Source organism: Anaeromicropila populeti (assembly GCF_900112775.1).
GTDB classification, from domain to species: Bacteria; Bacillota; Clostridia; order Lachnospirales; family Lachnospiraceae; genus Anaeromicropila_A; species Anaeromicropila_A populeti.
The window spans coordinates 56,909-69,162 of the sequence record NZ_FOYZ01000015.1 but is presented as its reverse complement, the minus strand read 5'-3'; the positions used below and the strand labels follow the sequence as shown (position 1 = coordinate 69,162).

Here is a 12,254-nt window from a genome sequence, read left to right as displayed (position 1 = left end):
AATGCAGATTACACCCTATGAGCCAGAAGAGCCCCAACTTTATCTACAAAAAACTCTGCTCCCTGAAATCCTTTCTCTGACCAAATCAACTCTTCGATTTCTTTCCAGCTCATTTGCAAATCCCTGACTGCACTCACTTCCTGTATTCTATTTTTAATACTTTCCCTTTCTTGAAACTTCAGCAATTCATAAAAACCACTTCTTTTTCTACTTTCTAAAAAACTACCCTCCTTTACATCAAATATCATTTTACAAAAAGTCATTATTTCAATTACTGCCTCATTTAAAAAACCAAAATCAAAAACAATTATTTTATACTCATTCCATTCTAATAGTTTTTGACATAGTATTTGAAAATCCTCTGTCGTAAGCTCTGTTAAAGCATTCTGATATACAGAAGACATTAAGTAAGAAAAGAAATCTTCTTTACAGATTAGTTTTTCTAAGTGCTGAATAATCTCTTCCTTTTTTTTAATCTTCCACAAAAGCTTGGCAAAGTCTGCTTTGTTTTCTTCCTTTTTTTCAAACATCCTGCATCCTATGCAATCTAAGTTGATGTAAAGACAGCTTTTGTTTTTTCCAAAGTAATAACTTAACATAACAGAGAGTATTGTTTTCTCAATACCTCCAGAAAGCGAATATACTCCAATAAAATTGGTTTTATTATTCCACTTAATATCTTCACCCAGTACAGAACTCTCGCTGACTTTAATAATATCATTTTTCTTAAAAACTTTTAAAATCGTATCTAACAATGCCTCCATTGATTGATATTTAAACAACGTTAAATACTTGGAATATTCGTTATTATTAAATGCCTCTTCCTTTAACAAAATAATCTGTTCAATATTCCAACTACTAAACTCCTCAGAAAACAAATTTATAGAAACCAGCAAAAGATTTACACTCTTCTCCTTACATAAGTTCAATAAGTTTTTCTCATTTGTAACAACTCCGCAGTCGAAAATAGTTTTTTTACTTTGATTTAAATAATTCATAAGTTCAACTGCATACTCAATATCTATATCATATATTACAATTGTTCCTATCTATCCGTCACCTCCTTGCTTTAAATAGTAGTATATTATTTCAAAATAGTATATTGAAATGCTAGAAAAATAGGTATGGTAAAATGAATGGTATGAGCAGTATTTTTTTTATTATAATCTTCATAGAACAATCTTTCTTTTTTTATTAAAATACATTTCATATAATGGTAAAAATAACAAAGACGTTTTACTAGAATACCGTAATACAACAACTTAGCAAGTGCTAACAAAGCTCCAACTAGAAATGCGGCTATCATAACCTCTATTATCTTATCGGCCCCGTAAAAACCGCCTATTACAGAAAATAACTTTATGTCACCAGCACCCAGCATTTTCGTATAGAACAGCAGGCACAAACAAACAATAGGAATTATTACACCAAGCCCCCATACTTTTACTCCATTAACTTGTCCAATTATTATTTGGAATATAAGACTACAGATATAACCTGAAAAAATAAAATAATTAGAAACTTTAGATTGCTTGATATCCTGCACCATTGCACAAATCACAAGCACTGAACATATTAAATATAATAAATATGAAATAACCAAGCCACCTTTCTGATTTGAAAAGCACTTTTCTTTCTTCCTATAGGATACTATATTTATACAATAAATGTCCTCACCTGTCAATACTTATCAAGCACAATATGTTAGATAAAATTCGACAGCATACATCATTACAAAACCAGGAGCCCCAAGAAACCCTACTGTGAGCAATGTAATTGGATTTATTCCAATACTTCCATCAATTGAATTACGGGCCAATAGCTCTCCCACAATATAAATAGCAAGAGCCCCCATAGAAAGCCTCAACATAAAATTAATAAAGTACTCATGCTTTCGAATTAATAAACTAAAAAGTAAAAAAACAAATGCTACTATCAATACTAGAATAAAAGAATAATACTTCATCAAATCACTCCTGCACTTGACTTTTTTTAAATATATGCTTTAATTTCTATTTTATTCATCTACGCCATAATATTGGAATAATATTGGAATTAACTGACTATACTATACATATAGGTACTGGTGGTATTAATTTTTTAGACATTTATGAGAGGAACGTTGTAGATTATGAAATTATTTAAACAACAGATTTCACACCATCGTGAACAAGAACTGCTAACTGACCAGATTCATAAAACCCAAATAGCATTAGAAACTGCATACTCCAATTTTGATAATGTTCTTGAACCTGAACTAATTGACAGCTTTATTTATGAAGTAAATGCCATACAACAAAGATATCAATATTTAATACAACAAGCAAAAAAACTTGAAGCACAATTACAAAAAAGCTATCCTGCTTAAATGGATAGCTTTTTCTAGTTTTTATCGTTTTGTTTCTAAAGTCAGTTTCTTTAACTCTCCACAGTTTTTCTTTGTAAACTGGCCCTTTCTCATTCTCCATTTCCAGTTTTTCCCAAGTGTGGAAGGCTCATTCATTCTTGCATTATTACCCAGTTTCAAAACATCTTGTATTTGAAATATAGCTACATTTGCAATACTTTTATATGCCATCTCAAACATTGCTTGCACTGCTTCCTCTTTGGTCGCCACATGTAAATACTGTAAAATTCTATGCAGCTCCTGAGCAGTTTTAGAATTTAAAAAGCCCATTATTGTATCATTGTCATGGGTTCCACCATAAACAATCATATTACTAGTAGCAAAATTCTTCGGCAAATGTTCATTCCACTCATTTCCATCAAATGCAAATAATAAGACTTTCATTCCAGGCCACTTGGCATTTTCCATAAGCTCTCGCACAGCTGGAACAACAATTCCCAAATCTTCTGCAATAATTTCAGAATTCCCAACAGACCTCACTATAGTATCCACCAACTTTTTTCCTGGTCCAGCTTTCCAGTCCCCTTCAATGGCAGTTGGACAACGAAATGGTATACTGTAGTATCGTACAATTCCAATAAAATGATCAATTCGAATTACATCATAAAGTGCTGCACTTGCTGACATTCGATTATGCCACCACATGAATTCCTCTTTCTCCATGACATCCCATCTGTATAATGGATTCCCCCACCTTTGACCAGTTTCTGAAAAAATATCTGGTGGAACTCCAGCAACATGAATAGGATTTCTTCTCTCGTCCAGTTCAAATAATCGGTTATGTACCCAAACATCAGCACTGTCCATCGCCACATAAAGTGGAATATCACCAATTACTTTAATCCCTTTGTCATTTGCATATTTTCTTAACTTTTCCCACTGCTGATAAAATTTATACTGTAAAAATTCATAAAATCCAATGCTCTCTTCTAATAACTGTGAATATCTGCAAACAGCCTCTTCTTCATGAAACTTAATGTCTTCCTGCCAAAGGCTCCATTCTACTTGTCCAAAATGCTCCTTTAGAGCCATAAACAAAGCATAATCTCTTAACCAGAATTTTTGTTTTTGCTGAAATAATGCGAAATTACCTTCCCCCAAAATATTACTTCTTAAATATGCTTTTCTTAGCACGTCAAATCTTGTTAAAAATAATCTTTCGTAATCAATTTCTGCTTCTTCCTCTGAAACCTCAGCTTCCTGAAGTTCTTCCTGTGATAAAAGTCCTTCTTCCATTATCAATTCCAAATCAATAAAGTAGGGATTTCCTGCAAATGCAGAAAAAGATTGATATGGACTATCCCCATAGCTGGTTGGTCCAACAGGCAAAACCTGCCAGTATTTCTGACCTGCCTCTGCCAACATATCAACACATTTATATGCTTCTCTACCAAGAGAGCCTATTCCATACTTTGACGGTATACTACTAACGGGAAGTAAAATCCCTGCTCCTCTTTCCATTTGTATATTCTCCTCACACATCTTATCATAGAATTATTTTACCACACATTTCTTAAAAAGACCATGCATAGAGAAAACTCTATGCACGAAAACCTCTCGATTGATCAGCATTTATATATGTTTCACTTAAATCTCCTCTGTTATACGTTAACCCTGCATAAACTTTATGCGTATTTTGCATAACTGGCTCAGACTGATCTTGCCTGCTTACTTCTTGAAACGCAGTAAAAAGAGGAATCAAAACTTTTTTAATGCCTGGAATACCATCTGGCTTATTGGCACGTCTTGCGTTTAGTAATTCTTTGTTCACATACAAATAAATAGACATAAGCTGTGCTGCAATTTCATATTGAAAATCTAATCCTACTATTAATTCTTTTAAAAAATTAATTGCACCATTAATGCTAGCTTGAAATTTATCCATTTCATTTTGTTCAGCTGCTTCCCATGCACAATCCAAATGTTCTAAAATGATTTCATACGTAATGACTACCAGTTCCGTAGGATTAGCTTGCGTTATGCGCTTACTGTATGACTGAATGCTTTCATTTTTCATCATATCCCCCTTTCTTTACAAACAACTATAATTAGCCCTGAAGTAAAGAAAGAATTGTTTGTGGTCTTTCATTTGCCTGAGCAAGCATAGAAGTACCTGCCTGCACTAAAACATTTTGCTGGGTATAAATAGCCATTTCTTCCGCCATATCTACATCCTCAATTCTAGATAATGCTTCTGTCAGATTCTGAGCTGAAACATCCAGATTAGAAATGGCACTCTCCAGCCTGTTTTGGTACGCTCCCAGTTTGGAACGCACTTCAGATACTTTGTTCACCGCATTGTCTACTAACGTAATGGCGTCCTGGGCACCTTCTTCCGAACAAACATTTAAATTTTCAATTCCTAATGTTTCTGTTGATACTTCCGGAATAGAAATTTTTACAATTTGATTTTCATTAGCACCAATTTGAAGTACCATTGGACCAGCATCCAGTACCGTAATATTAGCAGTATTTCCTGTAACTGCCTTAGAAAGATCAAATTTCATTTCAAAACCTGTGTAATCCGTTACAACAGCATACTTATTGTCATATGAAATCGTAGCTGTAGAACTAAAAGAAGTTCCTAAACCAATTCCACCATCCGCACCAAAATCAGATGTATTGTTAATTCCTGTTATTCCCAGAGCATTTGCCAGTACTGTATTGTCACAAATAATACTTAACTCCTCATCACTTCCATATGCCTGCGTTTCAAATCTCAAAACTGCCGTATTTGCTGACAAACTGCCGCCTGATGTATCAGATACATCTACATTTACCTGATCACATAGATTTCTAATCTTTTCTATTACCTGTTCTCTAGTTTCACCAGCACTAATTATAACTTCTTCTCCATTAATGTTAATCTTTCCAGCTTCCCCGGCAGCAACCGTTCCGCCTGTTCCACTAAATGCCGTTCCTGCAACACCTGTCAGCACTGCCTTTTCTGGAACAGCTGTTACTGTTATGCTATATTCCCCTGAAGCTACACTATCACTAATTCCTGCTACTTGAATATTTGCATTATCGGAATAACTTTTTCTATCCAGACTGCCATCTAACAATGTTTTTGTATTAAATTCCGTATCTGTTGATATTCTGTCTATTTCACTGCTTAATTGATTAATCTCACTTTGAACAGCTTCTCTGTCTTCTTCTGTTAAGGTTCCATTTGCCGCCTGCACAGAAAGTTCACGCATTCTCTGAAGCATAGAATGTACTTCATTTAACGCTCCCTCTGCTGTCTGAATTACAGAAATACCATCCGAAGCATTTCTAGAGGATTGCTCCAAACCTGCAATCTGTGTCTTCATTTTTCTTGAAATTGCCATGCCTGCTGCATCATCTGCCGCACGGTTAATCTTATATCCTGAAGAAAGTCTTTCCAGACTCTTTGTCAGTTTATTATTATTTACCTTTAACTGACTATTTGCTCTTAATGCAGAAATATTATGATTTATTATCATCCTTATTTACCTCTCTATCCTTCCAATTCAACCTGCTTTATCGCTTCAACAAAAACCTTTGCCGCTTGATATAAGCTTTGAGTAGAAACTTTTTCATTTAAACTTCCTTCCTCTGGCTGATTTCCTTTCAGCCTGTTATAGCCTGTCATAACACCCGTATATCCATTCTTAAAGGATTTATCCATTCCAACCTCAAATTGCCTTATGGTCAGTCCAAGCTCAGACATTTTATTAATCATTTCCTGTTTCTGCTCCTTCAACTGTCCCAATGCAGAAGAACTGTCCACCATCACAAAACCTGTCAAAAAAGAATCCTTCACGTCTAACTCTGCTTTAACCTTTCCCAGTTTATCAGAATCAACATTGATTTCTACTTTTCCCTGCTTTCCTGCCTGATGCTTTATTGTTAAATGAATAGCAGAAACTGTATTTTCCAAAAACAAAGGAATATGATATTCTTCATTAGCCGCCAGCTTTCCTGCCAGCTTTAAACTACTTCCCATCATCCGAAACGTCTGCATAACATCCATAGTCAGTTCTTGTGTTTCCACTTCTTCTTTTAACACCTGGGATGTGGTACGTTCAAATTCCTGACAGCTCTTAGGAAATTGGTCTGTGCCAAGGGCATCAAACAAGTTCTGCGCCTCTTCACTTATTCTTTCTTTATCTCCAGCAACCTCTCTGTCCTTTACTTCTCTCCAAAACTTCCTGCCATTATACAATAATTCATTTGCTGCTGCCAGATTTTCATAGGTAACCGGCTGATTATTCATTTCCAAATATTTAATTAACGACTCACTATCCGAAATATGCTCTTTATAAAATGCTATTTTTTCCTTCAAATAAGCAGAACTTTGCAAATCCCCTTCCTCAAGACCAGCCTCCGCTTCTTGTATCAACTCACCAAACTTTTCCAGTGAGTATGATAACATTTGACTTTGACTATCGTCTTCCTCTGAAGCCAAGTTGAAAATCTGTTCCAGTGCATCTGGTGTTGTTGCATCAATGGTACTAGAGAGTAAATTTGTATAGTATGACAGCTGTTCCGAAATACTTTCTCTTTCCCTGTTTACATCAACTATTTCTCCAAAATTTTCATCAACACTCTGATCAATTCCACCAGACTTCTTTGTCCTCACCGCTGTCAGAAGATTTTGCAAGGTTACGTCCTGTCCTGCTTTTAAAACAGAACCAATTGCTGCACCATCTGACTTTTCAACTTGATTCAGCAAGCGATAAATCCCAATGTAAGCCTTCCGCTCTTCCTGGGTAAGTTCCTTTTTCTGATCCAGCTTCCATAAAAATTCACTATACTTTTCTTCTACTGTTTCCCCCATTTGCTCCTGAATTTCAGATATTTTTTCATTGAGCTGATCCAGAGGTGTATCTAATGGATTCATTTCCTGACGAATCATCTCCACTGCCACTGCTGGTTTTAAATTTGAAAGCATAAAATTCACTTTACTGTCGTATGCTTTCATCTCCATAATAGTTTCTTCATTAATTTCAATATTATTGTATCCTAATATACGGACTGCCCGCTTATTTGCCTCACTGTCTTCTAAATTCATATCCTTTAATATAGAATCAATATTCTCAAATGCTTTTTTAATAGAATCCCCCAAATCTTTCCTTGGTGTCGTCATAAGTGTTTCGTAGGACGTCACTGCCTTTAAAGTATCTGACTGCATTTTCTGAGATTCTTCATTCAAGCTTTGTATGCTCTGAACCGCTCTAAATGCAAATGTACTTCCCAAAATATAAGCTGGCGCCTGCTGTAATAATTGAACCTTCTGAGTTGTTTCCTCTAACAAACCAATGACGTCTTCTGTAGCTTCAACACTTCCTTCTTCCAATAACCCCTTATAGTACTGATTCTCAATTTCTTTTAACCCCTCTACTATGTTTTCAAGGTGGTTCATATCAACTGGTATCCCCTTATCGATTAGCTTCTGTCCCACGGTTGCAGTCATCATCAACCTGATTTCCTCCATCTGTCTTCTGGTGGAAACTTCCTCAATTCCCATTTCGCTTTGACTTAGCTTTTCAGAAATATCCTGTAAAAAATCCTGAACTTTCTGATTAGAATCCTCAGCTAAAAAAGTTAGTTCTGTATCCTCTGGAGGAATGCCCAGTTCAAAATTATTAACTACCCGTTGCAGAACCCTGCCTGTATCAAAATTTTGCTGTACTGCACTTAATTCATTCAGACTATATAAAGACTCCTCTGTAACTGGCAGATTATTCAGAAACAGCCACTTACACTGTGTCATATTATCTTCAGAAGCTTCCATTCCTGTTTTTTTCAAAAGAGCTTCAACCTGTGGAACAATGGCTTCCCAGTCTGCATTGTTTTGTTGTTTAGTTCCTTGATTTTTCCCATATGCTTTCTCAGCATTATTTATAGTATATTGCTGAGACGCTCCTGAGTGTTCTGCCTGATAAACATTCCCAATTGTTAACTCCAATTCATTCTGTACTAAATACTTTATTGTGCTGTCATTTAAACTTAATGTGCTCTGGGACATCTCAACTCCCTGCACAATCCTTGAAATATTTTCTTCTGAAAGCGGAACATTAGCATTTTCAAGTACATCTATCAGCTGCTTTTCCGAAATACTGTCTGCGGCCTCATGAATAACCATTTTCTTAATATCTTCCCGGTATTCTTTTCTGCCTTCCATTTCACGCTCTATACCTTCTTCTCTGTTTTGCCGTCCTTCCTTAATACGAGTGAGCGCTCTCTCAAGCCGCTTCATTTCATACTTCTCCAGTGACATTCCTTCCTCTTCCAGTTCAGCAGCATCTTCTTCTGTCATACGAGTATCGATGCTTTTAAACAGCTCGTAAAATTCTTCCCCCTGCTCCTGCTCTGTTTCCTCACCCGGCTTCCGAATTATAGTTCTGCTGCTGTCTACCTTTGTACTAATAACCCCATTTGATACACAGGAAACTATGCTGTCTTCTGATTTTAACACTTTCCTGTCTTCTGCCTCTATCGCAATATCGGCCATTCGAACCTGGCCTGTTTCAGACTTCTGATATGCATTAACAGTATTTATATTCATTTTACTCACACTCTCTTATCGAATTCAGTTATGTATTATTTCGACTAATTTGTCTGAAAACTTTACTCCTTATAAAATATATCTTAAAAATTCTTTTTCATAAAATTAATTTCCTTTTATTTCTTGTGTGCTAAGATATTGCTAAGATATTTTATTTACTCTTGTGAAATAATAATTAAAATGCTAAATTAATGAGTCGGCAAAAATACAAATGTATAGAAAGGAATGAACTAAGTGTCATGGAAAGTTATCATTTTATATTTGACTTAGCTATCGTTTTATTAAGTACAAAGCTTTTAGGCTTGGTCACAAAAAAATTCCATATGCCACAAGTAGTAGGCGCATTATTGGCGGGATTAATCTTTGGTCCAGTGTGCTTAAATATAATCGGTGAAACAGATTTTATTAAATCTACTGCTGAAATAGGTGTTATTGTCTTAATGTTTTGTGCAGGTATGGAAACGGATATAAAAGAATTAAAGAAAAGTGGAAAAGCTTCTTTTGTAATTGCTCTACTTGGTGTTCTTGTTCCATTAGTTTTTGGCTATTTTGTAGGAGTCTTTTTTAATCGTCCTGACAGGATTGCCTCAGATGCTACTAACACTATATTTTTACAAAATATTTTTATGGGAATTATCCTTACTGCCACCTCAGTTAGTATTACAGTAGAAACCTTAAAGGAGCTTGGAAAATTAAAGACAAGATCAGGTAATGCCATTCTTGGTGCTGCCATTATCGATGATATTCTGGGAATTATTGCTTTAACTATTGTAACTAGTATGGCAGATTCTTCAGTTAATGTTGCCGTTGTATTATTGAAAATAGTTGCTTTCTTTATTTTCGCAGCCGTTGCGGGATTTATTTTTTATAAATTTTATAAACATTGGAGTGAGTCAGCAGAAAGAGCCATGCACAGACATGCAATTATTGCATTTGTATTCTGTCTGCTCATGTCATATATAGCAGAACATTACTTTGGAGTTGCTGATATTACTGGTGCTTTTATTGCAGGTTTAATTATTTCCAGCACACAGAGATCCCAGTACTTAGCATCAAAATTTGATGTGTTATCTTATTTATACTTATCCCCTATGTTTTTTGCCAGCATTGGCTTAAGTGTTGTATTACCTAAAATGACTGCCAGTATCTTGCTTTTTACTGTTGTACTTGTAATTGTAGCTATCCTTACTAAAATATTGGGTTGTGGACTTGGTGCTAAAGCATGTGGTTACAAAAATTATCAATGTATGCGTATTGGCGTAGGTATGATTTCGCGTGGAGAGGTTGCACTGATTATAGCAAGCAAAGGTGCAAGTGTTGGACTTCTTGGTTCTAATTTCTTAGGACCAATCGTTGTTGTTGTTGTAATTACAACTGTTATTACACCAATCCTGCTGAAAATTGTGTTTAAGCACGATCCTAATGATCACCTTACTGCTGATAAGAGTTTTTCACATAACTATGAAGAAATTGAAAAATTAAGAAATTAACAATTAATTAATGGATGGCGAAGCTTTAGATTAACTAAGTTCGTCATCCAACATACGATAACCTACACCAACTTCTGTAAAAATGTATTTAGGTTCTGCCGGATTTATTTCTATTTTCCTTCTGATATTCGCCATATTTACCCTCAATATCTTATTATCCTCTTCCACATAAGGACCCCATACTTCTTTCATAATAGAAGAATGCGTCATAACCTTTCCCGAGTTCAATGCTAGATATGCCACTATTTTATACTCAACAGGTGTTAAATGTATTACCTCACCCTTTAATGTTATCACATGATTTAAAAAATCTATATACAAATCCATTGCTTTATACGGATACTTAAAGAGTGGAGCCTCCTTATTTAGTTTGTTATTATGCCGGATGGATGTCCTGATTCTGGCAAGAAGCTCAGATGTCCCAAATGGTTTCGTAATATAGTCATCTGCACCTGCATCCAATGCCTGTACCTTATCATTTTCCTGAATTCGAGCAGATACCACAATAATAGGATTACTGGACCACTGGCGGACTTGGCGGATTATATCCACTCCATCCATATCTGGCAGCCCAAGATCTAGCAAAATAATATCTGGACACTGAGAAGCAATCAGATACATTCCTTCCTTTCCTGAAAGTGATGTAATTACCCGATACCCATGAGATGTCAAAATTTTAGATATAAAATTACTTATATTTTTTTCATCTTCTATAATTAAAACACTAAAATTATTATTCATTCAATTCCTCCTTGGGCAATTCAAAATAAAACTCTGCACCATACTCATGGTTTTTTGCAGATATCTTTCCATCATGTGCCAAAATAATTGTTTTACAAATAGACAATCCTATTCCCATTCCCTTTCGATTATCCGCTGTATGTGCTTCTCTGGCAGGAAATCCTTCAAACAAGTCATTTATTCTGTTTTCATCTATACCTATCCCATAATCAATTATGTGAAAAGCTGCAACTGTGTTATTAGAAGTAATTTTTAATTCAATTGGCTTTGTACTTTCTGAGTGAATAATTGCATTTTCTAACAAATTAATAATTACCTGCTCAATCAATATGGCATCCATAGGAATCATTAAAAATTCATTTGGTACAGATACAACAATGTTGGCATGTGGTATTCTCTTTTTTAACCTTGTTACCGCTTCTGATATAACCTCTTCTACTGCTTCTGATGATTTTTTTACTTTTGTCACACTGTTTTTTATCCTTGTAATGGAAAGCAAGTTTTCTACCATATTGAGCAGCCAAATGGCATCATCATATATATTCTTTGCAAGGTCATTCTTTTCTTCTTCACTTAAATTATCTGCATTTTCCCTAAAAGATGAAATTTCGCCTATTATACTGGTTAAGGGTGTCCGTAAATCATGGGAAACTGCACGCAAAAGATTTGCCCTCATTTTTTCCTTTTCTGCTTCTACTAACTGCTTATCACGCTCTTCTAGCATTTGTGACTGAGATTTTACATGAGAAGTTGTGGTAGTCGTGAACAGGGTAATAGCAAGAATCTCAGCACATGTCAAAAAATACTCTGTCTGGGTAAAATTAAATTTAAAATATGGATAACTAAAAAAATAATTTGCACAGGCAATGGAAATGAATGCAGCCATAGCTCCATAGTAATAATTGTTTGTATACCTTACTATAAACATAAGTGTCAAAATATATAATAATATAATGTTAATCAGACTTTTTGACGCAAAGCTAAAAATTAAAAATGCCATTCCTGTCCCTATCAGCAAAAAAACCAGTGTAATAATTAAATTATTTTGTTTTATAAACATCATTAGATTTTTCATAAGCCA

11 protein-coding genes are annotated in these 12,254 nt (G+C 35.0%); 2 read left to right on the top strand and 9 right to left on the bottom strand.

Annotated elements, in window-relative coordinates:
* Positions 1–8: 8 nt before the first annotated feature.
* From BM305_RS15965 to BM305_RS15955, 3 genes are all read right to left on the bottom strand, one after another.
* Positions 9–998 (bottom strand): P-loop NTPase family protein, encoded by a 990-nt coding sequence (locus BM305_RS15965; protein ID WP_092563058.1) that lies wholly within the window; start codon positions 996–998, stop codon positions 9–11.
* Between the two features lie 86 nt (positions 999–1,084).
* On the bottom strand, positions 1,085–1,567 hold the full coding sequence (locus tag BM305_RS15960; protein ID WP_272481970.1) for a prepilin peptidase: 483 nt from the start codon (positions 1,565–1,567) through the stop codon (positions 1,085–1,087).
* Positions 1,568–1,690: 123 nt separating this feature from the next.
* Positions 1,691–1,966, bottom strand: coding sequence for a pro-sigmaK processing inhibitor BofA family protein (locus BM305_RS15955; protein ID WP_092563052.1), 276 nt, complete (start codon positions 1,964–1,966; stop codon positions 1,691–1,693).
* 165 nt (positions 1,967–2,131) lie between these two features.
* On the opposite strand from BM305_RS15955, the gene BM305_RS15950 reads away from it, so the two are divergent.
* Positions 2,132–2,368 carry a YaaL family protein gene (locus tag BM305_RS15950; RefSeq protein ID WP_092563049.1) on the top strand — a complete coding sequence of 79 codons (237 nt, stop codon included), beginning with the start codon at positions 2,132–2,134 and terminating at the stop codon, positions 2,366–2,368.
* A 21-nt stretch (positions 2,369–2,389) separates the two neighbouring features.
* Here the strand turns inward: BM305_RS15950 and malQ are convergent, their stop codons facing one another.
* The 4 genes from malQ to BM305_RS15930 all read right to left on the bottom strand — a co-directional run bounded on the left by malQ (position 2,390) and on the right by BM305_RS15930 (position 8,942).
* The gene (gene malQ / locus BM305_RS15945) at positions 2,390–3,868 is read right to left on the bottom strand and encodes a 4-alpha-glucanotransferase (RefSeq protein ID WP_092563046.1); all 1,479 of its coding nucleotides are present in this window, start codon (positions 3,866–3,868) and stop codon (positions 2,390–2,392) included.
* 79 nt (positions 3,869–3,947) lie between these two features.
* Positions 3,948–4,424 carry a flagellar export chaperone FliS gene (locus BM305_RS15940; RefSeq protein WP_177214768.1) on the bottom strand — a complete coding sequence of 159 codons (477 nt, stop codon included), beginning with the start codon at positions 4,422–4,424 and terminating at the stop codon, positions 3,948–3,950.
* A gap of 31 nt (positions 4,425–4,455) precedes the next feature.
* Positions 4,456–5,874, bottom strand: coding sequence for a flagellin N-terminal helical domain-containing protein (locus tag BM305_RS15935; RefSeq protein ID WP_092563040.1), 1,419 nt, complete (start codon positions 5,872–5,874; stop codon positions 4,456–4,458).
* A 14-nt stretch (positions 5,875–5,888) separates the two neighbouring features.
* Positions 5,889–8,942, bottom strand: a complete 3,054-nt coding sequence (locus tag BM305_RS15930) for a DUF6240 domain-containing protein (protein WP_092563037.1) — start codon at positions 8,940–8,942, stop codon at positions 5,889–5,891.
* 239 nt (positions 8,943–9,181) lie between these two features.
* Between BM305_RS15930 and BM305_RS15925 the strand changes: the two genes are divergently transcribed.
* Positions 9,182–10,432 (top strand): cation:proton antiporter, encoded by a 1,251-nt coding sequence (locus BM305_RS15925; protein ID WP_092563034.1) that lies wholly within the window; start codon positions 9,182–9,184, stop codon positions 10,430–10,432.
* 30 nt (positions 10,433–10,462) lie between these two features.
* Here BM305_RS15925 and BM305_RS15920 read toward each other — a convergent pair whose 3' ends face one another.
* Together BM305_RS15920 and BM305_RS15915 are read right to left on the bottom strand one after the other, a co-directional pair.
* Positions 10,463–11,173, bottom strand: a complete 711-nt coding sequence (locus tag BM305_RS15920; protein ID WP_092563031.1) for a response regulator — start codon at positions 11,171–11,173, stop codon at positions 10,463–10,465.
* On the bottom strand, positions 11,166–12,248 hold the full coding sequence (locus tag BM305_RS15915) for a sensor histidine kinase (protein WP_092563028.1): 1,083 nt from the start codon (positions 12,246–12,248) through the stop codon (positions 11,166–11,168). The genes BM305_RS15920 and BM305_RS15915 overlap by 8 nt, the downstream gene beginning before the upstream one ends.
* Between the last annotated feature and the right edge of the window lie 6 nt (positions 12,249–12,254).